Genomic DNA, 23,821 nt, shown 5'->3' with positions numbered 1-23,821 from the left:
GTCCCCGGTGACCGATATCGTGGGCACCGATCACCGCACCGCGTCCCACCAGCCGCTTCACCGCCGCAGCGGCCCCCGTACCCCGCCTCTCCGAGGAGCCGCACACCCATGGCCGACCCCGTCGAGACCGCCGCGTACCCCGCCTACCCCGTCGGCCTCCGCCTCTCCGGCAGGAGGGTCGTCGTGTTCGGCGGCGGCCAGGTCGCCCAGCGCCGGCTGCCCGCCCTCATCGCGGCCGGCGCGGACGTCACGCTGATCTCCCCGTCCGCGACCCCGTCCGTCGAGGCGATGGCCGAGACCGGCGAGATCACCTGGGTCCGGCGCCGGTACGAGGACGGGGACATGGCCGACGCCTGGTACGCCCTCGTGGCGACCAGCGACCCCGTCGCCAACGCCGCCGCCTCCGAGGAGGCCGAGCGGACCAAGACCTGGTGCGTGCGGTCCGACGACGCCGACGCGGCCACGGCCTGGACCCCGGCCACCGGCCGCAGCGAGGGCGTGACCGTCGCCGTGCTCACCGGCCACGACCCCCGCCGCTCCGCCGCCGTGCGGGACGCCATCGTCGAGGGACTGCGGGACGGTTCCCTCGCGGCCCCGCAGCACCGTTCCCGTACCCCCTTCGTGGCGCTCGTGGGCGGCGGCCCCGGCGACCCCGACCTGATCACGGTCCGCGGCCGGCGGCTTCTCGCCGAGGCCGACGTGGTCATCGCCGACCGCCTCGGCCCCCGTGACCTGCTCGACGAGCTGCCCCCGCACGTCGAGGTGATCGACGCGGCCAAGATCCCGTACGGCAGGTTCATGGCGCAGGAGGCCATCAACAACGCGCTCATCGAGCACGCCAAGGCCGGGAAGTCGGTCGTGCGGCTCAAGGGCGGCGACCCGTTCGTCTTCGGCCGCGGCATGGAGGAGGCCCAGGCGCTGGCGGCGGAGGGCATCCCCTGCACCGTCGTGCCCGGCATCTCCAGCTCGATCTCCGTCCCCGGCGCGGCCGGCATCCCGGTCACGCACCGTGGAGTGGCCCACGAGTTCACCGTCGTCAGCGGCCACGTGGCGCCCGACGACCCGCGCTCCCTCGTCGACTGGGCCTCGCTCGCCAAGCTCACCGGCACGCTGGTGATCCTGATGGGCGTCGACAAGATCGGGAAGATCGCCGAGGCGCTCGTCGCCCACGGCAAGTCCCCCGAGACCCCGCTCGCCCTCGTCCAGGAGGGCACCACGGCCACCCAGCGCCGCGTGGACGCGACGCTCGCCACGGTCGCGGAGACGGTGAAGACCCAGGAGGTCCGCCCGCCGGCCGTCATCGTCATCGGCGACGTGGTCACGGAGAGCCCCGACAAGCTCGTGAAGTAACCCGCGGCCGGGGGTGATCGAACCCCTCGTCGCACACATTGGCACCGCACCCCGGACAAGGCAGTATCACCTCGTGGCCGAACTCATCACGATCGACGATCCCGACGACCCGCGCCTGCGCGACTACACCGGCCTGACCGATGTGGAGCTGCGCCGCAGGCGCGAGCCCGCCGAGGGGCTGTTCATCGCCGAGGGCGAGAAGGTCATCCGCCGGGCCCGGCAGGCCGGGTACGAGATGCGGTCGATGCTGCTCTCCGCCAAGTGGGTCGACGTCATGCGGGACGTCATCGACGAGGTCCCGGCGCCCGTGTACGCGGTGCAGCCGGAGCTCGCCGAGCGCGTCACCGGCTACCACGTGCACCGCGGGGCCCTCGCCTCCATGCAGCGCAAGCCGTTGCCGAGCGCCGAGGACCTGCTCCGTACCACCCGCCGGGTCGCCGTCATGGAGTCGGTCAACGACCACACCAACATCGGCGCCATCTTCCGCAGCGCGGCCGCTCTCGGCATGGACGCGGTGCTGCTGTCGCCGGACTGCGCGGACCCGCTGTACCGCCGGTCCGTGAAGGTCTCCATGGGCGCGGTCTTCTCCGTCCCGTACGCCCGGCTGGACACCTGGCCGCGCGGCCTGGAGGCGGTACGGGAGGCGGGCTTCAAGCTGCTCGCCCTCACCCCGGACGAGAAGGCCTCCCCGATCGACGTGGCGGCCCCGCACAAGCTCGAACGGGCGGCGCTGATGCTCGGCGCCGAGGGCGACGGCCTCTCCACGCAGGCGCTGCGGGCGGCGGACGAATGGGTGCGCATCCCGATGGCGCACGGCGTCGACTCGCTCAACGTGGGCGCGGCCGCGGCCGTGGCCTTCTACGCGGTGGCGAGCGGCCGCCCCCAGGACTGACCGCGAGCCCGCGCTAACCCTGGAGCGCCTGCGCGGCCGCGATTCCCAGGGCGACGACCAGCGTCACCACGACGAACACGAAGAGCCGCTGCCGCAGCAGTCGCGGGTTGGCCGGGCGGCGGCCCGTCGAGGTCGTGCGCGCCCCGCCGGGGCGGGAGGGCGCGGGGCGCCCGTTCGGCCGGGACTGCGAGGCGCGCGCGGAACCGCCGCCCGTGCGGGGCGCGGACGGGCGTGCGGCGGAGCCGCCCTGGTCCCGCCCCTGCGTCGTGCGCTCGGTGTACCGCTCCGTCGGCCGGCTGCCGGTCGACTGCTCCGTACGCTCCCGCTGCACCGGCGGACGGCCCGCGGGCAGCCCCTGCGCCTCGCGGGCGGCGATCTCCTTGAGCCGCATGGAGAGCTGGAGCGTGCTCGGCCGGTCCTCGGGATCCTTGGCCAGACACGCCCGCACGAGCGGGGCCAGCGCGTCCGGTACGCCGCCGAGCTGCGGCTCCTCGTGGACCACCCGGTAGAGCATGACCTCCGAACTGCCATGGCCGAACGGAGAGTCCGCCATCGCCGCGTACGCCAGGGTGGCGCCGAGCGAGAAGACGTCCGTGGCCGGGGTGACGGCCGCGCCGCGCACCTGCTCCGGCGCGAGGAAGCCGGGGGAGCCGACGGCCGTGCCCACGTGGGTGAGGGTGCTGGCGCCGGTGGCCCAGGCGATGCCGAAGTCGATGATCCGGGGACCCTTGGGGGACAGCAGGATGTTCGAGGGCTTGAGGTCCCGGTGGACGACCCCGGCCTCGTGGACGGCGACCAGGCCCTCCGAGAGCGCCGCCCCGATCGCGGCCACGTCGGCGGCCCGCAGCGGTCCCTCCTCGGCGACCCGGTCGTGCAGTGACGGGCCGGGCACGTACTGGGTGGCGAACCAGGGGCGGTCGGCCTCCAGGTCGGCGGCGACGAGCCGGGCCGTGCAGCCGCCCCGGATCCGGCGGGCAGCGGAGACCTCGCGCGCGAAGCGCGACCGGAACTCCTGGTCCTCGGCCAGATCGGGCCGGATCACCTTCAGCGCCACCCGCTGCCCGCGCCGGTCGGAGCCCAGGTACACGACCCCCATCCCGCCGGCCCCGAGCCGGCGGTGGAGCCGGAACGACCCGACGATCCGCGGATCCTCGCGCCGGAGCCGCATCATCGCCATGTCCGTCCCCTCGTCCGTTCGACCTGGCACAGCTTACGTAGTGACGACCCGGTGTGCTCATAGGCCGCGCCCTCGCGCGGGGATCGATTGTCAGTGCTGGGGAGGACACTTGAGGGGTGGTCAGGACGGCGGCGCCGAGGCCCGTCCGAGCCACGGGATTCTCCAACATCCAATCGCAGAAGGGGGATTCGGACGATGAAGGGTGATCGTGTGGAGATAGTCGTGGACGCGGGGGACACGACACGGACGTACGAAGTGGTGGCATCCCGGGCAGGTCGGAGGGTGGAGACGGCCGTACGGCGGGGGGTCGTGGAAGTGAGCGAAGTCACGCGTACAGGGGTGGTCGTCCGGACGGCCCGATTCATGGCCAGCCGGGTCCTGGCACTGGTCGAGCAGCCGGTCCCTCTCAGGGAAGACCCTCAGTCCTAGCCCGGGCCCTCCACCCAGGGGAGTACGCCGAACGTGGCTCGTCATCCTCCGGGAGGCCCGGAGATCGGTACGCGGGCATGACGTCCGGGCGGTGTCCGATCCCTAGTGTTGAAGTCAAGCGGCGGGTGGCAGCACTCGTCCCCCGAGGTCAACACCCGCCGCTGCCAGACACGACAGGAGAGGACCCATGGCGTATTCGGCACCGCGGATCAGCACCCGACCTTCGGCCCGCCGTCACCCCCTGGTGGCGACCGCCATGGTCCTCCCTCTCGCGACCCTGCTGGTCGTCGCCTTCGGCGGCTGGGACGCAGTGGTCACCCAGGCGTCGTCCGTGGGCGTGATGCTGGGGCGCTGAGCGAGCGCCCCGGACCCGGGAGAGCGGCCCGGGTCGGGGACATCCGGCCAACAGCCCCGTGGGGACGGGGGTGCGGCGGACGGCAGCGTGTGGCCGGTCAGCTGGGGAGCTGACCGGCCCTCGCGCTTTCCTGGGGCGCTGGGGCCCCGAGCCTGCCCGGCCACGACGGCGACGCGTACGCTCCCCGCGTGGAGCACGCCGAACTCGAACGACTGGGCGCCCTCGCGCGCGACGCCGCGCACCGGGCCGACGCGTCCTGCCCGTGCGCCTCGCACACCCGTACCGTCCTCGCCGACCGGGACGACGGCACGGTCGTCCGTCACGGAGCGGTCGTCGTCAAGGCCCACGCCCCCGGCATCGACCCGGAGGAGCACGCGGCCCGGATCGCCGTCGCCGCTCTCGAGGCCCTGGACGGCGTCCTGCTCCCGCCTCACGCCCACCCCACTCCGTACGTCGCCGACAGGCCGCTCACCGCGTGGCCCTACGGCGCCCCCGTCGACCCCGACGACCCCGACGCGGCGCCCTGGGAGGACGCCGCCCGGCTCCTCGCCCGGCTGCACCGCACCCCGCCGCCTCCCGGGCTCCCGGCCATGCGGGCCCCCGCCAAGGCCGCGCTCGCCGTCGAGCGGATGCGCCGGGCCGACGGCGCGCCCCGCACCGCGGTGGAGGCCGTGCTGAGCGCCTGGCGCACCCTCCCCGGGAAACCGACGGCCGGTCGCCTCCTCTGCCACGGCGACTTCCACCTCGGCCAGCTCGTGCGCGACCCCCGTACCTCCGGCCGTCCCTGGGTCCTCATCGACGTCGACGACCTCGGCATCGGCGACCCCGCCTGGGACCTGGCCCGCCCCGCGGCCTGGTTCGCCGCCGGCCTGCTGCCCCCGGACGTCTGGTCCCGTTTCCTCGACGCGTACGTGCGGGCCGGGGGCCCCGCCGTCGCCGCCCACGACCCCTGGGGCCAACTGGACGTCCCCGCCCGCGCCCTGACCGTCCAGACGGCGGCGCTCGCCCTCGCCAAGTCCACCGCCGAACGGCGGCCCCTCGACGAGGTGGAGGGCGTGATGATCGACACGTGTGCCCGAATCGGCTCACTCCGAACCGAGTTGGCCCGGCCTGCGTCCCCCTAAGCTGAAAGCACCATCCGAACGGCAGGGAGTTGAGCCGACCATGCAGTGTCCCAAGTGCCACGCAGCGATGCACACGTACAACCGCAACGGCGTCCAGATCGAGCAGTGCAGCGGATGCCGGGGGATATTCCTGGACTACGGCGAGCTGGAGGCCCTGACCCGGCTCGAGTCCCAGTGGGTGCAGCAGGCTCCGCCCGCGCCCGCCCCGCAGGCCTACCCGGCGCACGGTGCCCCCGCCGCCCCCGCTTGGGGAGCCCCGCACCACGGCGGCCACCACGGCGGCCACCACCACCAGCGTGGCTTCGGCCGGATGCTCTTCTCCTCCTGAGCACTGACGGGCACGACGAAGCCCCCGGTCGCGAGTGGCGACCGGGGGCTCCGACGTATGGTGCGCGATACTGGGATTGAACCAGTGACCTCTTCCGTGTCAGGGAAGCGCTCTCCCGCTGAGCTAATCGCGCGGGCCGGTCCCAAACCATACAGGACCAGGGGTTACTGCGTACTGCGTGCGCGATACTGGGATTGAACCAGTGACCTCTTCCGTGTCAGGGAAGCGCTCTCCCGCTGAGCTAATCGCGCGGGTCGGTCCATGCGGACCGGATCTTCGGTTGTTCTGCGTGCGCGATACTGGGATTGAACCAGTGACCTCTTCCGTGTCAGGGAAGCGCTCTCCCGCTGAGCTAATCGCGCTTGGAGGTGGAGACGGGATTTGAACCCGTGTAGACGGCTTTGCAGGCCGTTGCCTCGCCTCTCGGCCACTCCACCAGGAGTGAATACGGGGGTTCGGGAAGATCCCCCACATCGAGCGGACGACGAGATTCGAACTCGCGACCCTCACCTTGGCAAGGTGATGCTCTACCAACTGAGCCACGTCCGCTTGTCGTTTCCGTTCCGCTTGCGCGTCCCGGCGACGTGTTGAACTCTAGCGGATTCCTGGGCCAGCACAAAAACGCGTTTCCGCAGCGTGCTGAGCTGCGCACGGAGCCGGGTGGCCGAGAGCGTTCGCGCGACGTTCACTCCCCGTGTCCCCGAGGTGGCGCGCAGCCGCCTCGCATGGGTGTCCACCACCGGCGTTCACGCCGGAGCCCCGCCGCCCCCTCCCGCCCGCCTAGACTCGATTCGTGCACGACCTTGCTCCCCTGGCCCGCTTCGGCGGCCTCGTCGCGACCGATCTGCGGGACGTCACCAGCGACCCCGCGGCCCTGGACTCCGCCGGCTTCTGGGCCGTCTCCGCGGACTTCGAGGGCCGTCTGACCTGTGCCCGCTTCGGTGACGTACGGGTCGATCCCGTCCCCGCCCCCGTCCCGGGCGCCTGGCGCGGGCCCGCCGCCGACGACTGGACGTCGTCCCTCGACCACGCCGCGTACACCGCGGGCGTCCGTCGTGTCCGTGAGCACATCGCGCGCGGCGAGGTCTACCAGGCGAACCTGTGCCGCGTGATGACCGCGCCGCTGCCCGACCCCGACGCGGCCGACGTCGACGCCCTCACCGCGCTCCTCGCGCGCGGCAACCCCGCGCCGTACGCCGGAACGATTCGGCTGCCCGCCCACGGGGTGGAGATCGCCACCGCGTCCCCCGAGCTCTACCTGCGCCGCACGGGCGCCACCGTCGAGTCCGGCCCGATCAAGGGCACCGGCCGCACCGCCGACGACCTGCTGGAGAAGGACCACGCCGAGAACGTGATGATCGTGGACCTCGTACGGAACGACCTGGGCCGGGTCTGCGCCACCGGCTCGGTCACCGTTCCCCAGCTCTGCGCCGTCGAGCCCCACCCGGGCCTGGTCCACCTCGTCTCCACCGTCCGCGGCGAACTGGGCGAGAAGACGGGCTGGCCGGAGCTGCTCGCCGCCACGTTCCCGCCCGGCTCGGTCACCGGGGCACCCAAGTCGAGCGCCCTGCGGATCATCGAGGCCCTGGAGACCGCGCCCCGTGGCCCGTACTGCGGAGGCATCGGCTGGGTCGACGCCGACCGCCGTACCGCCGAGCTGGCGGTCGGCATACGGACCTTCTGGATCGACCGCCCCGGGGGCGTGCTCCGGTTCGGCACCGGCGCCGGCATCACCTGGGGCTCGGACCCCGAGCGCGAGTGGGCGGAGACCGAGTTGAAGGCGTCCCGGCTGCTGGCGGTAGCGTCGGGCGCGTACGAGGCGAGCGGAAAGGCCATTTCTCGATGAAACTCTGGGTCAACGGAGGACTGCGCGACGCGGAGGAAGCCCGGGTGTCCGTCCTGGACCACGGGCTGACGGTCGGCGACGGCGTCTTCGAAACGGTCAAGGCCGTCCGCGGCGAGACCTTCGCCCTCACCCTCCACCTGGAGCGCCTCAGCCGCTCGGCGCGAGGACTGGGGCTCCCCGACCCCGACCTCGACGAGGTCCGCCGCGCCTGCGCCGCGGTCCTGGAGGCCAACCCGATGGAGCTCGGCCGGCTCCGCATCACGTACACCGGCGGTCTCTCCCCGCTCGGCTCCGAGCGCGGGGACGCGGGTGCCAGCCTCGTCGTGGCCCTCGGCGAGACCGGCCGCCGCCCGGACTCCACCGCCGTGATCACCGTCCCCTGGACCCGTAACGAGCGTGGCGCGCTGACGGGCCTGAAGACCACCTCGTACGCCGAGAACGTCGTCGCCCTCGCCAGGGCGCGCGAACACGGTGCCTCCGAGGCACTGTTCGCCAACACGGTCGGGCAGCTCTGCGAGGGCACCGGCTCCAACGTGTTCGTCGTGATCGACGGCCGCATCCACACCCCGCCCGTCTCCTCCGGCTGCCTCGCCGGCATCACCCGCGCCCTCGCGGTCGAGTGGACCGGTGCGGTGGAGGCCGACCTGCCGCTGGACGTCCTGGAGAGCGCCCAGGAGATCTTCCTGACCTCGACTCTCCGCGACATCCAGGCCGTGCACCGGGTCGACGACCGCGAACTGTCCCCGGCGCCGGGGCCGGTCACGGCGAAGGCGATGAGGATCTTCGACGAGCACGCGGCGGCCGACAAGGACCCGCACGCGCGATAAGGGGATGACGGACGGCCGCCCGGGTGGGTAGAACACCCATGATGACCACCACCCTGCGGCCGGCCGAGCCGCTTCAGCAGACCCCCGGCGGCGGGCGCGCACGCGTCTACGACGTCTGTGTGAACAGCCGCCGTGTCGGCTCCGTGCGCCTCACCACCGCCCCCGGCTTCGGAGCCGGTGCCGGAGTGATCGAGGACCTCGGCATCGACGAGAAGGACCGCCGTCGCGGCCGGGGCACGGTCGCCGCGCTCGCCGCGGAGGAGGTCCTGCGCGGCTGGGGCTGCCGCGAGGTCCAGATCTCCGTACCGGCGCGGGCGGAGGCGGCGCTGCGGATGGCGGTGGCCCTCGGCTACACCGAGCGCAGCCGGAACATGGTCAAGGAGCTCCCTGCGGAGCCTCCCGCGCTGCCGCCGGGTCTTGAGGTCCGCCCCATGACGGAGGCGGAGTTCGGGCCGTGGAGGGCGGAGGCCCAGGAGGGCTTCGCGCAGAGCTGGATGAAGCGGGGTGTTCCCGAGGAGCAGGCCCGGGCCAAGGCCGACGCCAGCCACCGCGAGCTGCTGCCGCAGGGCCTGCGCTCACCCGGGACGGCGATCAGCGTGGCGGTACGGGACGGGGAGACCGTCGGCCACGTGTGGACGGGCGCCCGCGAGCTGGAGCCGGGTGTCCACGGCAGGTACGTCTACGGCGTCGAGGTCGCCGAGAGCCACCGGGGCAACGGCTACGGCCGCGCCCTGATGCTGCTCGCCGAGCGGGACACGCTCGGTGCCGGGGAGAACCGGCTCGGACTCCACGTCTTCACGGGCAACACCCCGGCGATCCGGCTCTACGAGTCGCTCGGCTACCGGACGACGCACGTCAACAGCTACAAGGCGTTGCTCTAGGGGTGTCCCGCCGGACCCCTGCCGGGACACCCCCCCGGGAGTCCCGGCGGGGGTCCGCCGGACCCTCGGGCGTTCCGGCGCCGGTCCGTCAGCCGGCGAGCAGGCGGTCGGCGATCTCCTCGATGCGCGCGCGCAGACCGTCCTGGCTCTGGCCGCCGTCCAGGCGCTCACCGCCGACGACATAGGTCGGGGTGCCGGTGACCTTGATCGCCTTGCCCTCCGCCTGATCGGCGTCGACGGTCAGCAGATGCCGTCCGTCGATCAGGGCGGTGTCGAACTCCTCGGCGTCCAGGCCCAGTTCGCGGGCCACGTCCAGGAGGACCGGCTCGCCGCGCTCGCCCAGCTCCGCGGTCCTGGCCAGCAGCGCCTCCGCGTACGGCCAGCCCTTGCCCTGCTCGGCGGCCTCCTCCGCGGCCTGCGCGGCGGCATAGGCGTGCTTGTGCTTCTCCAGCGGGAAGTGCCGCAGCTGCACGTCGATCCGGTCGCCGTACTTCTCGCGCAGCGCGCGCACGTCGTCGAGTGCGGCGAAGCAGTCGGGGCACTGGAGGTCGAACCAGGCCTCCACGGTGACGGGGGAGGCGGACGGGGTGGTGGAGTCGCTCATGGGGGCAGTCTTCCAGCCCCGGTCGGCACGGCCCAACCGGGACCTGGGGAGGAGATCCGGCCGGGGCGACCCGGAGATCTCCCTGAGGTCCGCCCGCCGACGTGGCCGTGGGCCACCTCGGCGGTGCAGGATGGAAGGGACGTATCGCACCAGGCGCTGGAGGATCGCATGCTCGCCGAGACCATCTTTTCCGCGGTGTCCGTGGCGGGCCTGGGCATCGCCGCGATCACGGCGTACCGCAAGCGTTTCCTCGCCGCGGCGCGGATCGCGGCGTACTCCCTGGTGCCCATCGGCCTGGTGATGACCGGGGCGGTGGAGTGGGCCTTCGACACGGCCTTCAGCCCGACCGCCTGGGCCGGATTCGGCGTGCTCGGCGCGGCCTGGCTGCTCTTCGTCTCCACGCGGGCGGTCGAGCGGCGCAGGGCGGGGCGCCAGGAGGTCGAGAAGAACGGGAAGACCGAGCCCGGCGTCGTCGCTCCGGCCGCCTCGGCGCCCTCGCTCGGCCGCGGGCAGCGCGGCGCGACCCCGAAGCCGCAGGGCTCGGCTCCGGCGGACGACTTCAGCGACATCGAGGCGATTCTGAAGAAGCACGGCATCTGAGAGTCGCCGCATCCACGGGATGTGATGAACTCCCCCTTACGAGGGGCGTGTTGCGGGCCGTCCCGCGGGGCGCTGCGCCATGATCGCCCCCGAGATGCTCGATACCTCGCGGGATCACGCCCCCGCCCCCACCGAAGAGCCGCGCGGTTGCCTGTTCGCGCTCTCCCAGCCACCGCTGATGATCTTCCTCGCGGTGATCGGCTTTCTGCTCCTGACGGCCGCCGTGCACGACCTGTTCCTGCTGTGAGGCGGCACGCGGCCGCTCAGCCGGCCGCTTCCTTGCGGCGCGCCCGGTACGCGGCGACGTGGAGACGGTTACCGCAGGTCCGGCTGTCGCAGTAGCGGCGCGAACGGTTGCGGGAGAGGTCGACGAAGGCCCGGCCGCAGTCGGGCGCCTCGCAGCGCCGCAGCCGTTCCTGCTCACCCGCCACGATGATGAACGCCAGGGCCATGCCGCAGTCCGCGCCGAGGTGGTCGGCGACCGAGGCGCCGGGCGCGAAGTAGTGCACGTGCCAGTCGTAGCCGTCGTGGTTGGTGAGCTGCGGCGTCGTGCCGGCGGCGGCGACGAGCTGGTTGATCAGCGTGGTCGCGATCCGGGCGTCAGGCGCGGCGAAGATCGCCGCGAACCGGGCCCGTAGGCCCTGGACGGCCTTCAGGTCGTCCTCGTCGAGCTCGCGCACGTCGCTGATGTCGTGGGCCCGCACGAAGGTGCGCAGCGCCGGGACGTCCAGGAGTTCGTCCTCGCGGTCGCCCTGGGGCGCGGTGTTCATCAGATCGACGACGGTGTCGAGGGCGATCCGGGTGTCGTGGGGAATCAGCACGATTCGCTCCCTGGCCGGCTGCGGACGGGTGCCCGCACATATGCGCTGACTCTAGCGGCTTCGCCGCGCGGCGCCGGGAGAGGTCCGAAAGCGGGCCGGTACGGGACCGAAACCCCGCTCCGGCCGTGTGCCCGGGATCGTGGCCCGCGGTCAGCGGCCCCGGAACGGGCGTCGGCGCCCTCCTCCGCGCCGGCTGCGCGGTGAGGACGCCGATGTCTGCCGTATGCGGTTGTCCGCGCGGCGCCGTCGCCCCGAGTCGGACGGCGCCGTGCGGCTCTCGGCCTGGCTCAGCTGTCGGCCAGGATGTGCGAGAGCTCCGTGTCGAGATCGAAGTGGCGGTGCTCGGTGCCGGGCGGGACCGCGGCGTCGGTCCGCTTCAGGAACGACTCCAGGGCCCTCGCCGGGGCCTCGAGCAGGGCTTCGCCCTCGGGGGAGCTCAACGCGATGCAGACGACGCCCTGACCGTGACTGCGGGACGGCCAGACTCTGACGTCGCCGGTGCCGGTGGGCCGGTGCAGCCCCTCGGCGAGAAGGTCGCGGGCGAAGACCCACTCGACCGTCTCTTCGGCTCCGGTGTGGAAGGTGGCGTGCACGGCATACGGATCGGCCGTGTCATACCGCAGGCCCGCGGGTACAGGCAGTGAGGACTCGCTCGACACAACGAGGCGCAGGTGCAGCTCGCAGCTGACCGTGGTGTTCATAAGCGCCAGGGCCTTTCGCTCAGTGTGCGCTCGGGGATTCGCACGTCGGCGAAATCGACATGCCACCTACGGTGCCGTTGTAAACCCCTCTGTCTGTTTTGTGATCGTTCAGGTAGCTCGTATGGGGGCGTGTGACTTTCGGTAATACCGCCATATGGGTGAGGTCGCTCGGTCCGGTAAGTTGGGACCATGAATGCGGAGAGTGACGAGCGCACCGGGGAGTCCGCGGCCGACGGGGAATCCGAGCTGGGATCCAGGGCCCCCGAGTTCATCAAGGCCCGGCGGACCCTGCACATGAGTTGGCAGGTCGGCGTCTTCATCGTGGGACTGGCGGTGGTCGGCGCGGGCGTCGTCATGCTGCCCCTGCCGGGCCCCGGCTGGCTGGTGATCTTCGGCGGCATGGCGATCTGGGCCACCGAGTTCGTCTGGGCACAGCTCGTCCTCCGCTGGACGAAACGGAAGGTCACCGAGGCGGCACAGCGCGCGCTCGACCCGAAGGTCCGGCGGCGCAACATCATCCTGACGACCATCGGTCTGGTCATCGTCGGAGCGCTGCTCGGTTTCTACCTCTGGAAGTACGGCTTCGTCATGCCGTGGAAGATCAACGACTGACCCTGGAGACGGTCAAGGCACCGGCTGACATGCGGTAATGTTTGCGGTGCGCCCGGGCGATTAGCTCAGTGGGAGAGCGCTTCGTTCACACCGAAGAGGTCACTGGTTCGAACCCAGTATCGCCCACCACCCGGACCGAAGGCCCGGAGACTGGATCCAGTCTCCGGGCCTTCGGCGTCCCCCCGGCGCGGTGCTCGCCGGGTCACCGCATGCGGCCGAGCCGTTCCCGGAGCCGGCGGGCGTCCCGCAGCCGCTGTTCGTAGGTCGCCCCGACGGCCAGGAGCAGCAGACCGGCGAGCGCCGGCGGCAGCCAGCGGGGGAGCGCGCCGACGGCCTGGACGACGTACGGGGCCAGCTCGTGCAGCCCGTCGAGGGCGAGGACCGTACCGCCGAGCACCAGCAGGGCCTGGAGCCGGAACCGTGCGCCCAGCAGGGTCACGACGAGCGCGGCGACGCCGAGCAGCAGCGGGCGCGGCCAGTCCGGGTCCGCCCAGGCGGCGAAGAGGCTGGGCACCAGCGTGGCGGCGAGACCGGGACCGTACGCCACCCAGGACGAGGCCTCCGGGTCGCGGCGCCGGCGGAGCGCACCGACGACGAGGGCGGGCACGGTGACGGGCAGCGTGTACGCCTCCGGTGTCGTCACGTCCCAGGCGGCCAGACGCACCCAGGTCGCCAGCAGGAACAGGGCCCCTGCGATCCACGAGGCGAGCGGACGGCGCTCGGGCCTGACGGCCGTACCGGCGGCGATCACCCCGACGAGGGCGAGGACGAGCGCGAGGACGGCCGGCCGGGAGGCCGCCGCCGTGGTGACCGCGAGCAGCGCCACGGCGGCACCGGTGAGCTCCACCGGCGGTGCGAGCGGATGGCGCCGGAGGCGCGCCCCGAGCAGGGCGGTCGCGGTGGGGACCAGGAGCAGGGCCAGGGCGGTCTCCGGAGCCGGGAGCTCCGCCGCGGCGGAGCCGGCGGAGACCAGGCCCGTCGCCACGACGACCGCCGCGCAGGCGGCGACGGCTCGCCGGGCGCCCTCGGAGAGGAACGCCCCCGCCACGAAGAGTCCGAGGAGCACGCCGAGCGCCCCGAAGGTCGCTCCCCGCGTGTCCAGGGCCACGGCGACCGCGCTCAGGGCGGAGGCGAGCGCACACCCGAACGCACTCCACCCGAGCACCTCACCGGGCGGCACGGCCGCGGGGACGGCCACCGGGCGCACCGGCCCCCACCCGGGCCACGGGACCTCGGGGCCGACCGCGTCCGGGCGCTCCCCGGCCTGCTCGGCGTCGCCGGACGTCGGGGCGGTGGCCCCGGCGGCTTCGCCGTCCGGTCGCGCGGCGCCCCGGGCCGGTGTCGGCAGGCCGCGGGTGAGGGGCGCCGGGCGGTACGCCAGGGCGAGGGCCGCCGTGGTCGTCACGAGCTGGAGAGCCAGTGTGGTCCCGTACGGGAGTTCCAGGGAGAGCGGGAGCGCGGTCAGGGCCGCCCAGGCCAGGAAGAGCGCCGCGCAACGGGACCAGAGGCGCGGCAGCGCGGCGAAGGCAGCGGCCGCGACGAGCAGGACCACCGGCGCGGTCGACGGGTACCAGGCGAGAACACGGTCCGCGTGGGCACCCGACCAGACCGGAGCCGTCCGCGCCATGGGACCGAGCAGCGCCGCGGCGACGGGCGGGAGGGCCCAGAGCACGCCCAGGGCCAGCACCCCGGAGCCCGCCCCGGCCAGCCCCGTCCGTACCCCGCGCGGGGCCGCCGACCGCAGTGCGCCCGCCAGCGCCACCGCACACAGCACGTATCCCGGGACCTCCCAGTCGCCCGGAAGCACCGGGCGCAGCACACCGCCCGCCGCCGCGACCACCGCGAGCCCCGCCACCACCGACGCGGCCACCGCCGCACGGGGTGCCTTCCACGCCACGGCCAGCGCCACCGCCGAACCGGCGACCAGCAGCGCGCCCGCGGGCACCGGCGAGGAGAGCGACAGCCCGCCGCCCGCGAGCAGCGCCCAGGCGCCCAGGACGCCCGCCCCCACGGCCGCCGTCACCCGTACCGCCGCCGGCTTCGCCCGGAGCACCACGGCCAGATCCAGGGCCGCCGTCGCCAGCGCGGCCCAGCCCAGCGCGAGCGGACCGCCGTCCGTGGCCAGGACGGCCAGAGGCAGCGGGAGTTGGGCCGTCACCACCGCCGCCGGCAGGGGGATCCGCAGTCTCCCGAGCGCCGCACCGTACGCCGTCCACGCCCCCGCGAGCACCGCCGACGCCACGGCCGCGAAGGCCGCTCCGTCCGTGTCCGCGAGCGCCACCCTGTGCAGGGCGTACGCGTCCAGGACCATCAGTACGAGCCCCAGGGCGGCGACCGCCTCCGCCGTCGAGCCGAGCCCGCGGCGCAGCAGCACCACCGGCACCACCAGCGCGGCGGACGTCACCACGGCGAGCACCGCCGCACGGCCGCCGATCCCCATCGAACCCCAGCTGACCAGGGTGAAGGCCAGCGCGGCGATCGTCAGCAGCACCCCGCCCAGGGTGAGCAGCACGTTCTGCGCGCTGCGCGGCGTCGAGTCCCCGACCGGCCCGGCGGCCGCGGCCCGCGGCGGGGCCGGGAACGCCTCCGCAGCGCGCAGTACGTGCAACAGCCAGGCCCGGCGGGTCAGCAACTGGGACCGGCGGGCGTCGAGTCGGGCCAGCTCGCGGTCGACGAGCACCAGCTCGTCGGCGGGCGGGAGTGCGTTGTCCATGCCCGGAGTGTGCTCCGGACCACAGTCCGGAACCATGCGCGCGGGTACTCATCTCCGGGCCTGAGTACGTACACACTGGGGTCATGGACTGGTGTCGCTACCGCTTCCGCAGCGTCTGGCAGCTCGCCGCCCCGCCCGACGCCGTCTACGCCGTGCTCGAACGCGCCGAGGAGTACCCGAGCTGGTGGCCCCAGGTCCGGGAGGTCGTCCCCGTCGACGACGTGACCGGCACCGCCCGGTTCCGTTCCTTCCTCCCGTACGACCTCGTCGTCACCGCCGAGGCCAGGCGCCGTGACCCCGTCGCCCACGTCCTGGAGATCGCGCTCCACGGCGACCTGGAGGGCTGGGCGCGCTGGACCCTCGCCCCGGTCGCGGGCTCAGGCACCCGCGCGGTCTACGACCAGGAGGTCGAGGTGACCAGCCCTCTGATGCGCCGGCTCGCCATACCCGGGCGGCCCGTCTTCCGCGCCAACCACGCCCTCATGATGCGCGCGGGACGACGAGGACTCAGGGCCCATCTGCGCGCGGTTTGAAGGAAGCCCGCGGAAACCTGTATGGTTCAACCCGTTCCCGGGCGATTAGCTCAGCGGGAGAGCACTTCGTTCACACCGAAGGGGTCACTGGTTCGATCCCAGTATCGCCCACCGGGAGAGGCCGGTCCGTCGAAAGACGGACCGGCCTTCCGCATTCCCGGCCCGCTCCGGCCTCGTGCCGCCCGCCTCAGGCGGCGGTCCGCAGTTCCGGGCGGAGCGGCCACGCCGGATCCACCGTCTCCGGCGTCCCGTTGCGGGTGAACCACGCCTGCAGCCCGCGCGCCTGCGCCGCGTGCCAGACCGCCTGCAGGGTGTGCAGCTCCGCGGGCGACAGTCGTTCGAGCCGTGCCGCGAATCGCCGCGCCACCGCCCGTACGACGTCCAGAGCCGCCGTCGCGTCCGCCGCCGCGTCGTGCGCGCCGTCCAGCTCCACGCCGTACTGCGCGCAGAGATCCGTCAGCGTCCGGCGGCCCTTCCGGTAGCGGTCCAGGTGCTTGTCCAGCACCCGCGGATCCAGCACGCACAGCGGCGTGCTCTCCAGATAGCGGCCCAGCGAGGAAGCGCGGTGGCGGCGCAGCTCGCGGTCCAGGATCGTCAGATCGAAGGGCGCGTTCATCACCACCAGCGGCCGGCCGGCGGCACACTGCTCGGCCAGCGCCCGCCCCAACTCCTCCATCACGGGCGCGGGCCAGCGCCCGTTCCGCTGCAGATGATCGTCCGTCAGGCCATGGACCTCCGTGGCCGCAGAGGGCACCGGAATCCCGGGGTTGACCAGCCAGCGCGTGACCCGCGGACGCCCGCCGGCCGTGTCCTGGACGACGAGCGCGGCCGAGACGATTCGGTCCTGCTCGACGTCAACTCCCGTGGTTTCCGTGTCGAATGCGGCCAGGGGCCCCTCATACCAGTGCGTCATCCCCGAACTCCTCGCACATATGCGGCAGATGGCTATCCCCCTGCCCGAATCGGTGATACCCGGGCTGTTTGCCCCGTACGCGGACCGGTGACAACACAGATGACGGGGAAGGGAATTGACATGGCGCTCGCCCAGCCCGAATCGGGAGGGCTGCCGCCTCAGCGGGCAGCACCGTTGCGCGGCTCACTCGCCACCACCGCCTGCATGGAGACGCTCCAGGTGGGATATCTCCACGCGGTCGCGGCGGCGGCGGGCTGTTCGCTGTCGCAGCCGTTTCCGGACAACGGCATCGACTGGCATGTGAGCCACAGCGCTCCCGGCCATACCGTCGACGACGAAGTGACCATCAAGGTGCAGCTGAAGTGCACCTACCAGCTGCCGCCGCGACCGCCGGGCCCCGCGTTCTCCTTCACCCTGGACAACGACCATCTGGTGAAGCTGGCGCGGACCCCGGTCTCGGTGCACAAGATCCTGGTCGTGATGATCGTGCCGCGCGATCAGGAGGACTGGCTGCGGGCCGGGCACGACCGACTGGACCTGCGGCACTGCTGCTACTGGATCAACCTGGCCGGCCACCCGGTGACGGGGCGACGGCGGACGACCGTGCGCATACCGACGGCGCGGATCTTCGACGACCGGGCTCTGTGCGAGATCATGACCCGGGTCGGCGTGGGAGGGAGACCTTGATGCACCGGCCGATCGGCGAACAGGAGGACGGGGCCGGCTACGGCCCCGTTCTGCCACCGTTCCGCCCCCATCCCCCGCACGGCGACCTCCCCGGCGGCCCCTGGGCCGACGCCGAGGGTTCGCCCGACCCCGGACGCGTCGATCCGCTGGTCCTCGGCGCGCTGCTCGCCCGGCACGGCTGGCGGCGCCGCGGCGGCGCCGCGGGCCGCTACAGCCGCTGGACACCGCCGGGATCCGGCACCGTCTCGGGTACGAGCCTGCTCGTACCCGAGAGCCGGGCATTTCCCGACTGCGAGGACCTGCTGGGGGAGGCGCTCACCGCCCTCCAGCACAGCGCGGCGCCGTCGGCACGGGAGGTCCTGGTCGGCCTGACCGTGCCGAGCGACGAGATCCGCTGGTGGCGCGATGTGCCGCCCGGCCCCGCGGGCACGGTTCCCTGGACCGTCCAGGAACAGCTGAGGTCGGCCGCACGCCAGCTGCTCCTCGCCGGGGCGCTGGCCGTGCGCGGGCGCGCCGGGTACTACGGTGCCCGGCACCGGCGCCAGGCCCAGGCGTCCCTGGAGGCGGTGGTCGTGGGCGCGGCACCGGGCGGCCGGGGCCTGACCGCGTTCGTCCCCGTCGACTCGGGCCGGGCCATCGCCGTACGGCTGTACCACGCGCTGTACGCGGCGCGTGAGGCCACCGACTACCAGCGCGCCACGGGCGGGATGGAGGCCTTCGACGCGGCGGTCGAGGCGGGGGTGAGCCGCGAGCTGACCGAGGCGCTCGTCGCGCTGGTGCGCGGCACGGAGGGGGCCAGGATCGCGCTGGAGTGGGCCCCCGCCGCCGGAACGCCCGCCGGGTGCGCGGCCCGGCCCGAGCCCGTCGAGTTCTCGGCGGGCGACCTGCCCGCCCTGCGCGAGGCGAGCGCGCGCTACATGACGGACGAGCCGTCCGTACCGGTACGGATCACGGGCGCCGTCGTCCGCATGCGCCGCTCCGGTCCGCGCGGCGAGGGAACCGTACGGCTGCGGGTGCTCGGCGGCGCCGAGGTGCCGCACGTCCGGGTGACCCTGGACGAGGAGTCGTACCGCACGGCCGGCCACGCGCATCTGGTCGGGCTGCCGATCCGGGTGGTGGGCCGGCTGGAGAGCCGCGGCGGCTTCCGCCGGCTGACGGACGCCTCGGGCGTCGTACCGGTCCAGGTGGACGAGGCGGAGCGGGACCGTCTCATGAAGTCGCTCCACGAGAACCTCGACTTCTTCGAGGAGGCCTGCGGCCCGGGCGAGTGAGGCGCGAAGCGTGCGGAGGCGAACCGAGCCCGTAGGATTCAGGGGTGCGGCACCTCGTCTCTGTCGCGCGCCGTCGACGCCGGCACATCGTGTCTGCCTGCGCCCTTATGGAAAGAGCATCCGTGTCTGATGTCCGTGTGACCGTCCAGTCCGCCTCAGGAGCCGAGGATCGGGCGGTGAGCGCGGGCACGACCGCCGGCGCGCTGTTCGCCGACGACCGGTCCGTGATCGCCGCCCGCGTCGGCGGTGAGCTGAAGGACCTCACCTACGTCGTCGCCGAGGGCGACGTCGTCGAGCCGGTCGAGATCTCCTCCCCGGACGGTCTCGACATCCTGCGCCACTCCACCGCGCACGTCATGGCCCAGGCCGTGCAGGAGCTCTTCCCCGAGGCGAAGCTCGGCATCGGCCCGCCGGTCCGGGACGGCTTCTACTACGACTTCGACGTCGAGAAGCCGTTCACGCCCGAGGATCTCAAGGCCGTCGAGAAGAAGATGCAGGAGATCCAGAAGCGCGGGCAGCGCTTCTCCCGTCGCGTCGTGACCGACGAGGCCGCCCGCGAGGAGCTCGCGGACGAGCCGTACAAGCTGGAGCTCATCGGCATCAAGGGCTCCGCGTCGACCGACGACGGCGCCAGCGTCGAGGTCGGCGGCGGCGAGCTGACCATCTACGACAACCTGGACGCCAAGACCGGCGACCTGTGCTGGAAGGACCTCTGCCGAGGCCCCCACCTGCCCACCACCCGGAACATCCCCGCGTTCAAGCTGATGCGGAACGCCGCCGCCTACTGGCGCGGCAGCGAGAAGAACCCGATGCTCCAGCGCATCTACGGCACCGCCTGGCCGTCGAAGGACGAGCTGAAGGCCCACCTCGACTTCCTCGCCGAGGCCGAGAAGCGCGACCACCGCAAGCTCGGCAACGAGCTCGACCTCTTCTCCGTTCCGGACGAGATCGGCTCCGGCCTCGCCGTCTTCCACCCCAAGGGCGGCATCATCCGCCGGGTCATGGAGGACTACTCGCGCAAGCGCCACGAGGAGGAGGGCTACGAGTTCGTCTACTCGCCGCACGCCACCAAGGGCAAGCTGTTCGAGAAGTCGGGCCACCTCGACTGGTACGCCGAGGGCATGTACCCCCCCATGCAGCTCGACGAGGGCGTGGACTACTACCTCAAGCCCATGAACTGCCCGATGCACAACCTGATCTTCGACGCGCGCGGACGTTCCTACCGTGAACTTCCGCTCCGTCTCTTCGAGTTCGGCACCGTGTACCGGTACGAGAAGTCGGGCGTCGTGCACGGCCTGACCCGAGCCCGGGGCTTCACCCAGGACGACGCGCACATCTACTGCACCCGCGAGCAGATGGCGGAGGAGCTCGACAAGACGCTCACCTTCGTCCTCAACCTGCTGCGCGACTACGGTCTGACCGACTTCTACCTGGAGCTGTCCACCAAGGACCCGGAGAAGTTCGTCGGCTCGGACGAGGTCTGGGAGGAGGCCACCGCGGTCCTCCAGCAGGTGGCCGAGAAGCAGGGCCTCCCGCTCACCCCCGACCCGGGCGGCGCCGCGTTCTACGGCCCGAAGATCTCCGTGCAGGCGCGGGACGCCATCGGCCGTACCTGGCAGATGTCGACCGTGCAGCTGGACTTCAACCTGCCGGAGCGCTTCGACCTGGAGTACACCGGTCCCGACGGCACCAAGCAGCGTCCGGTCATGATCCACCGCGCGCTGTTCGGCTCGATCGAGCGCTTCTTCGCCGTGCTCCTGGAGCACTACGCGGGCGCCATGCCGCCGTGGCTGGCCCCCGTCCAGGCGACCGGCATCCCGATCGGCGACGCGCACATCCCGTACCTCCAGGAGTTCGCCGCCAAGGCGAAGAAGCAGGGGCTGCGGGTCGAGGTCGACGCCTCCTCGGACCGGATGCAGAAGAAGATCCGCAACGCTCAGAAGCAGAAGGTCCCGTTCATGATCATCGCGGGCGACGAGGACATGGCCAACGGCGCCGTCTCCTTCCGCTACCGCGATGGTTCGCAGGAGAACGGCATCCCCGTCGACGAGGCCATCGCCAAGATCGCCAAGGTCGTCGAGGAGCGCGTCCAGGTCTGACCCTGGCGGCACAGGTGCTCAAGGGGCCCCCGGGGAGTTTCCCGGGGGCCCCTTCTCGTCCTCCCGCGTGAACGTCTGGATCAGCCAGGACGAGAACGAACCGGTGACGGCGCCGAGCAGGGCGACTCCGCACGCCATCATGCCCACCGCGATGACCCTCCCGGTCGGCGTCACCGGGGTCACGTCCCCGTACCCGACCGTCGTCAGGGTCTCCGCCGCCCACCAGAGGGAGTCGCCGAAGGTACGGATCGTGGCGTCCGGCGCCCCGCGCTCGTGCTGGAGGACGGCGAGCGCGCCCGCGAAACCCAGCAGCGCGACCGTGAGGCTGGAGTACGCCATGACCCGGGCGTACAGGGTGAGGCGCGGCTGGTCACGGCGGCGCTGGATCTGCTCGTAGATCTTCACCATCTGCAGCGGCCGCAGCAGCGGAAGGATCAGGACCACCGTGCCCAGCAGGTGCGCGCGGACGAAGCGCAGCGGCTTGAGACCGCTGAGGCGGACCCGCACCGCGTAGTCGACGATGAAGACGGACCAGGCCGACAGCGTGACCGCGAGACAGAGGTCCAGCCAGATCTGGTCCATGCCGTGGGCCAGCACCCGCACCGCGTACCCGGTGAGGTAGAGCACGGACGCCACGGCGAGCGGTGTCTCCATGCGGCGGTCCCAGCGTTGTTGATTCTCCGGCCTCTCGTCCATCGGATCAGCATCTCCGGGAGTCGAGGACGAGCGCCCCGGCGACACGTTCCGAACGGGCGAAGCAATATGCTGCACAGCATGACGATTGAGCCGGAGCAGCAGATCGGAGTCGGGACGCAGGACGCGTTCCAGCGCCTGTGGACGCCTCACCGGATGGCGTACATCCAGGGCGAGAACAAGCCGACCGGGCCGGGGGCCGAGGACGGCTGTCCGTTCTGCGTGATCCCGTCGAAGTCGGACGAGGACGGCCTCGTGATAGCACGGGGCGAGAACGTCTACGCCGTGCTCAATCTCTACCCGTACAACGGCGGGCACCTGATGGTGGTCCCGTACCGTCACGTCGCCGACTACACGGATCTGGACGCGCCGGAGACCGCCGAACTCGGCGAGTTCACCAAGCGGGCCATGATCGCCCTGCGCACCGCGTCCGGAGCGCACGGCTTCAACATCGGCATGAACCAGGGCGCGGTCGCGGGTGCCGGCATCGCCGCCCACCTGCACCAGCACATCGTGCCCCGCTGGGGCGGCGACACCAACTTCATGCCGGTCGTCGGCCACACGAAGGTGCTGCCGCAGCTCCTCGCCGACACCCGTGCGATGCTCGCCGCCGCCTGGCCGGCCACGTCGGAACTCGCCTGACCCCTACGCGTCGTACGCGTCCGCCTTCTTCGGGCCCGGGTCCTGGACGGCGCCGCTCAGGATCAGCGAGCGGTTGGTGAAGCGCTCCGTGTCCACGCCGTGATCGTCGAGCACCTCGATGGTCGCCGCGTGGACCGCGCGCATCACCGGCGTCGCGGCGCGGATCGCGTCGTCGGCCATGAAGCGGTGCCGCCACGGCTGGGCGGCCCACGCGTGGCGCAGTCCGAAGGGCTCCGGCAGGACGAGCTTGCCGCCGAGGAAGTCCAGGATCGCCGGGAACCAGGTCAACGGGGCACGGACCGCCTTGCGGACGATCTCGTCCGTCGCCAGGAGCGGCAGCTGGACCTCCCTGGTCTCCCAGAAGCGGACCGTCTTGGAGACCTCCTTCGTCTTCGCCTTGGGCTTGGTGGTGAAGAGCGAGTGGACCGGGCCGAGCGCGTGTCCGGTGACCTCCACGCGCAGCGTGCGGTGGAGCGAGGTCACCGTGATCATCATCGTCAGGACGAGCTGGCCGTCCCAGAGCGTGAACTGCACACCGAGGTAGTGCCGGTTGCCGGCGCCGAACTGCTGGTCGTTGCAGATGCGCTGTATCTCGTGCGGCTTGACCTGGAAGTGGACGATGTTGTCGCCGTCGGGCCGGGCGACCTCGTCGGCCCCCTCGCCCACCGGCGAGACGATCCAGTGCTTGACGGTCGGCTTGGGGAAGCCGGTCTTCAGGGAACCCCGCTCCAGCATCGTGAGCTGGTCGTGGATCTTCCGTACGACGTCCCAGGCGCGGAAGTCGTGGATCTCGCGGCCGTCCTTGGGGACCAGCTCCTCGGCGAGCGTCCAGCTGCCCCAGCGCGTACCCATGCCCAGTATTCCCTTGGGGCCCGCGTAGAAGACGATGTTGGACTGCTGCTCGGCGGAGAGCTTCTCCAGGTTCTGGCGGAGCTCCTCGGCGGACTTCTCGGCGGGGTCTCCGGGGACCGCCTCGGGGATCTTGGCGCCGATGCCGCCGCCGCTCAGCAGCGCGGTCCAGCGTTCCCGCAGGTCCCTGGCCGTGGACTCGCAGATCCGCTTGGCGAGGAACCAGCCGATGACCGGCGCGACGATCATCGCCCGGAGATAGATCCCCAGGAAGCCGCCGAACGGCAGCTTGATCATGAAGCCCACCGCGATCAGCGCCGCCACCAGCAGGATCACCGTGCCCACCGCGCTGGTGCGCCTGTTCTCCGATCCGGCGACCATGCGGCGCAGCTGGATCACGCCGAGCCAGAGCAGCAGGCCGGGCAGGAACAGGACGCCGAAGACGAACGTGACCAGGGTCAGCCTGACGTCACGCTGCTTGCGGATGCCGGTGGCGGCCAGGCAGTGCTCGACCACGGGCTGCGGGTCGGTGCCGAAGGACTGGATGAGCGCCTTGCGGGCGCCGCCGAGCATCCGCACCTGGACCGCGCGGGAGAAGGCCTCACCCAGGTCGGGGCGGAAGAGCCGGGCCCATCTGCCGTCGGTGACCTTGGACTGGTGCCAGTCGTTGTTGGCGTCCAGGATCGCTTCCACCGGGCTGTCGCGGTACGCGGCGGAGGCCAGGGCATGCGTCGCCGCCGTCTGTCCGTCCGAGCCCTGCAGCGGAACCTGCGCCCCGGGTCCGAAACTGCCGATCGTCACTGATGCCCCCATCGCCGCGCGCCCGTGTGGTTCACCGCGTGTCCCACTGCGGCCTGTTCCCGACTGCCGCGCC

25 protein-coding genes and 7 tRNA genes are annotated in these 23,821 nt (G+C 72.4%); 19 read left to right on the top strand and 13 right to left on the bottom strand.

Translation table 11 applies throughout. The annotated features are described in order from the left end of the window. Positions 1 to 108 precede the first annotated feature (108 nt). Both cobA and ACFVGW_RS22265 read left to right on the top strand, forming a co-directional pair. Complete coding sequence (cobA, locus tag ACFVGW_RS22270) at positions 109 to 1,350, top strand: uroporphyrinogen-III C-methyltransferase (RefSeq protein ID WP_385853203.1); 1,242 nt, start codon at positions 109 to 111, stop codon at positions 1,348 to 1,350. Between the two features lie 73 nt (positions 1,351 to 1,423). After that, positions 1,424 to 2,242: an RNA methyltransferase gene (locus ACFVGW_RS22265; protein ID WP_260230355.1), complete on the top strand. Its 819-nt coding sequence runs from the start codon at positions 1,424 to 1,426 to the stop codon at positions 2,240 to 2,242. A 13-nt stretch (positions 2,243 to 2,255) separates the two neighbouring features. Here the strand turns inward: ACFVGW_RS22265 and ACFVGW_RS22260 are convergent, their stop codons facing one another. Next, the gene (locus tag ACFVGW_RS22260) at positions 2,256 to 3,419 is read right to left on the bottom strand and encodes a serine/threonine-protein kinase (protein ID WP_383224884.1); all 1,164 of its coding nucleotides are present in this window, start codon (positions 3,417 to 3,419) and stop codon (positions 2,256 to 2,258) included. A 195-nt stretch (positions 3,420 to 3,614) separates the two neighbouring features. Between ACFVGW_RS22260 and ACFVGW_RS22255 the strand changes: the two genes are divergently transcribed. The 4 genes from ACFVGW_RS22255 (at position 3,615) to ACFVGW_RS22240 (ending at position 5,655) form a co-directional block, all read left to right on the top strand. Beyond that, a complete protein-coding gene (locus tag ACFVGW_RS22255) occupies positions 3,615 to 3,848 on the top strand; it encodes a hypothetical protein (RefSeq protein ID WP_137990476.1) in 234 nt (77 codons plus the stop codon). A 187-nt stretch (positions 3,849 to 4,035) separates the two neighbouring features. After that, complete coding sequence (locus ACFVGW_RS22250) at positions 4,036 to 4,203, top strand: hypothetical protein (RefSeq protein WP_352186502.1); 168 nt, start codon at positions 4,036 to 4,038, stop codon at positions 4,201 to 4,203. 188 nt (positions 4,204 to 4,391) lie between these two features. Then, positions 4,392 to 5,327 carry a phosphotransferase family protein gene (locus ACFVGW_RS22245; protein WP_385853202.1) on the top strand — a complete coding sequence of 312 codons (936 nt, stop codon included), beginning with the start codon at positions 4,392 to 4,394 and terminating at the stop codon, positions 5,325 to 5,327. Positions 5,328 to 5,367: 40 nt separating this feature from the next. Beyond that, positions 5,368 to 5,655, top strand: a complete 288-nt coding sequence (locus tag ACFVGW_RS22240; RefSeq protein ID WP_383224889.1) for a zf-TFIIB domain-containing protein — start codon at positions 5,368 to 5,370, stop codon at positions 5,653 to 5,655. Between the two features lie 58 nt (positions 5,656 to 5,713). On the opposite strand, the gene ACFVGW_RS22235 is transcribed toward ACFVGW_RS22240, so the two are convergent. The 5 genes from ACFVGW_RS22235 to ACFVGW_RS22215 form a co-directional block, all read right to left on the bottom strand. Further along, a tRNA-Val gene (locus ACFVGW_RS22235) sits at positions 5,714 to 5,788 on the bottom strand. 46 nt (positions 5,789 to 5,834) lie between these two features. After that, a tRNA-Val gene (locus tag ACFVGW_RS22230) sits at positions 5,835 to 5,906 on the bottom strand. Positions 5,907 to 5,945: 39 nt separating this feature from the next. Beyond that, a tRNA-Val gene (locus ACFVGW_RS22225) sits at positions 5,946 to 6,017 on the bottom strand. A 1-nt stretch (position 6,018) separates the two neighbouring features. Beyond that, positions 6,019 to 6,092 (bottom strand) — tRNA-Cys (locus ACFVGW_RS22220). Positions 6,093 to 6,131: 39 nt separating this feature from the next. Further along, positions 6,132 to 6,204: transfer RNA gene (locus ACFVGW_RS22215), tRNA-Gly, on the bottom strand. A 244-nt stretch (positions 6,205 to 6,448) separates the two neighbouring features. Here ACFVGW_RS22215 and ACFVGW_RS22210 point away from each other — a divergent pair. The 3 genes from ACFVGW_RS22210 to ACFVGW_RS22200 are packed head-to-tail and all read left to right on the top strand — an operon-like array spanning position 6,449 to position 9,209. Further along, a complete protein-coding gene (locus ACFVGW_RS22210) occupies positions 6,449 to 7,501 on the top strand; it encodes a chorismate-binding protein (RefSeq protein ID WP_385853201.1) in 1,053 nt (350 codons plus the stop codon). Next, the gene (locus ACFVGW_RS22205) at positions 7,498 to 8,328 is read left to right on the top strand and encodes an aminotransferase class IV (RefSeq protein ID WP_385853200.1); all 831 of its coding nucleotides are present in this window, start codon (positions 7,498 to 7,500) and stop codon (positions 8,326 to 8,328) included. The genes ACFVGW_RS22210 and ACFVGW_RS22205 overlap by 4 nt, the downstream gene beginning before the upstream one ends. 41 nt (positions 8,329 to 8,369) lie before the next feature. Further along, complete coding sequence (locus tag ACFVGW_RS22200) at positions 8,370 to 9,209, top strand: GNAT family N-acetyltransferase (protein ID WP_385853281.1); 840 nt, start codon at positions 8,370 to 8,372, stop codon at positions 9,207 to 9,209. Positions 9,210 to 9,297: 88 nt separating this feature from the next. Here ACFVGW_RS22200 and ACFVGW_RS22195 read toward each other — a convergent pair whose 3' ends face one another. Continuing rightward, positions 9,298 to 9,813, bottom strand: coding sequence for a DsbA family protein (locus tag ACFVGW_RS22195; protein WP_352186508.1), 516 nt, complete (start codon positions 9,811 to 9,813; stop codon positions 9,298 to 9,300). Between the two features lie 168 nt (positions 9,814 to 9,981). On the opposite strand from ACFVGW_RS22195, the gene ACFVGW_RS22190 reads away from it, so the two are divergent. Beyond that, positions 9,982 to 10,413 (top strand): hypothetical protein, encoded by a 432-nt coding sequence (locus ACFVGW_RS22190; protein WP_383224898.1) that lies wholly within the window; start codon positions 9,982 to 9,984, stop codon positions 10,411 to 10,413. A gap of 79 nt (positions 10,414 to 10,492) precedes the next feature. Further along, entirely contained in the window at positions 10,493 to 10,660 is a 168-nt protein-coding gene (locus tag ACFVGW_RS22185) for a hypothetical protein (RefSeq protein ID WP_352186628.1), read from the top strand. Positions 10,661 to 10,676: 16 nt separating this feature from the next. Here ACFVGW_RS22185 and ACFVGW_RS22180 read toward each other — a convergent pair whose 3' ends face one another. Both ACFVGW_RS22180 and ACFVGW_RS22175 read right to left on the bottom strand, forming a co-directional pair. Beyond that, positions 10,677 to 11,234, bottom strand: a complete 558-nt coding sequence (locus tag ACFVGW_RS22180) for a CGNR zinc finger domain-containing protein (protein ID WP_383224901.1) — start codon at positions 11,232 to 11,234, stop codon at positions 10,677 to 10,679. Positions 11,235 to 11,521: 287 nt separating this feature from the next. Continuing rightward, on the bottom strand, positions 11,522 to 11,935 hold the full coding sequence (locus tag ACFVGW_RS22175; protein ID WP_015032345.1) for an SsgA family sporulation/cell division regulator: 414 nt from the start codon (positions 11,933 to 11,935) through the stop codon (positions 11,522 to 11,524). A 189-nt stretch (positions 11,936 to 12,124) separates the two neighbouring features. Here ACFVGW_RS22175 and ACFVGW_RS22170 point away from each other — a divergent pair, with 189 nt between their 5' ends. Together ACFVGW_RS22170 and ACFVGW_RS22165 are read left to right on the top strand one after the other, a co-directional pair. Next, on the top strand, positions 12,125 to 12,547 hold the full coding sequence (locus tag ACFVGW_RS22170) for a TIGR02611 family protein (protein ID WP_352186511.1): 423 nt from the start codon (positions 12,125 to 12,127) through the stop codon (positions 12,545 to 12,547). A 54-nt stretch (positions 12,548 to 12,601) separates the two neighbouring features. Further along, a tRNA-Val gene (locus ACFVGW_RS22165) sits at positions 12,602 to 12,676 on the top strand. Between the two features lie 73 nt (positions 12,677 to 12,749). Here ACFVGW_RS22165 and ACFVGW_RS22160 read toward each other — a convergent pair. Further along, positions 12,750 to 15,260 carry an SCO7613 C-terminal domain-containing membrane protein gene (locus ACFVGW_RS22160; protein ID WP_385853199.1) on the bottom strand — a complete coding sequence of 837 codons (2,511 nt, stop codon included), beginning with the start codon at positions 15,258 to 15,260 and terminating at the stop codon, positions 12,750 to 12,752. Between the two features lie 83 nt (positions 15,261 to 15,343). Between ACFVGW_RS22160 and ACFVGW_RS22155 the strand changes: the two genes are divergently transcribed. Further along, positions 15,344 to 15,793, top strand: a complete 450-nt coding sequence (locus ACFVGW_RS22155) for an SRPBCC family protein (RefSeq protein ID WP_385853198.1) — start codon at positions 15,344 to 15,346, stop codon at positions 15,791 to 15,793. Between the two features lie 39 nt (positions 15,794 to 15,832). Further along, positions 15,833 to 15,904: transfer RNA gene (locus ACFVGW_RS22150), tRNA-Val, on the top strand. A gap of 76 nt (positions 15,905 to 15,980) precedes the next feature. Here the strand turns inward: ACFVGW_RS22150 and ACFVGW_RS22145 are convergent. Beyond that, positions 15,981 to 16,706, bottom strand: a complete 726-nt coding sequence (locus ACFVGW_RS22145; RefSeq protein ID WP_352186514.1) for an exonuclease domain-containing protein — start codon at positions 16,704 to 16,706, stop codon at positions 15,981 to 15,983. Positions 16,707 to 16,826: 120 nt separating this feature from the next. Between ACFVGW_RS22145 and ACFVGW_RS22140 the strand changes: the two genes are divergently transcribed. The 3 genes from ACFVGW_RS22140 (at position 16,827) to thrS (ending at position 20,763) form a co-directional block, all read left to right on the top strand. Then, positions 16,827 to 17,393 (top strand): DUF4365 domain-containing protein, encoded by a 567-nt coding sequence (locus ACFVGW_RS22140; RefSeq protein ID WP_352186515.1) that lies wholly within the window; start codon positions 16,827 to 16,829, stop codon positions 17,391 to 17,393. Further along, on the top strand, positions 17,393 to 18,664 hold the full coding sequence (locus ACFVGW_RS22135) for a hypothetical protein (protein ID WP_385853197.1): 1,272 nt from the start codon (positions 17,393 to 17,395) through the stop codon (positions 18,662 to 18,664). The genes ACFVGW_RS22140 and ACFVGW_RS22135 overlap by 1 nt, the downstream gene beginning before the upstream one ends. A gap of 122 nt (positions 18,665 to 18,786) precedes the next feature. After that, complete coding sequence (thrS, locus tag ACFVGW_RS22130; RefSeq protein ID WP_383224911.1) at positions 18,787 to 20,763, top strand: threonine--tRNA ligase; 1,977 nt, start codon at positions 18,787 to 18,789, stop codon at positions 20,761 to 20,763. Between the two features lie 18 nt (positions 20,764 to 20,781). On the opposite strand, the gene ACFVGW_RS22125 is transcribed toward thrS, so the two are convergent. Continuing rightward, on the bottom strand, positions 20,782 to 21,417 hold the full coding sequence (locus ACFVGW_RS22125; protein ID WP_385853196.1) for a potassium channel family protein: 636 nt from the start codon (positions 21,415 to 21,417) through the stop codon (positions 20,782 to 20,784). A 108-nt stretch (positions 21,418 to 21,525) separates the two neighbouring features. Here ACFVGW_RS22125 and ACFVGW_RS22120 point away from each other — a divergent pair, with 108 nt between their 5' ends. Next, the gene (locus ACFVGW_RS22120; RefSeq protein ID WP_352186519.1) at positions 21,526 to 22,098 is read left to right on the top strand and encodes an HIT domain-containing protein; all 573 of its coding nucleotides are present in this window, start codon (positions 21,526 to 21,528) and stop codon (positions 22,096 to 22,098) included. 3 nt (positions 22,099 to 22,101) lie between these two features. Here ACFVGW_RS22120 and ACFVGW_RS22115 read toward each other — a convergent pair whose 3' ends face one another. Then, complete coding sequence (locus ACFVGW_RS22115; RefSeq protein ID WP_352186520.1) at positions 22,102 to 23,760, bottom strand: hypothetical protein; 1,659 nt, start codon at positions 23,758 to 23,760, stop codon at positions 22,102 to 22,104. Between the last annotated feature and the right edge of the window lie 61 nt (positions 23,761 to 23,821).

The sequence above is a fragment of the Streptomyces sp. NPDC127129 genome (assembly GCF_042671585.1).
GTDB lineage: Bacteria > Actinomycetota > Actinomycetes > Streptomycetales > Streptomycetaceae > Streptomyces.
Note: the sequence above shows the minus strand (reverse complement) of the source record. Positions and strands in the feature narration are given on the sequence as shown.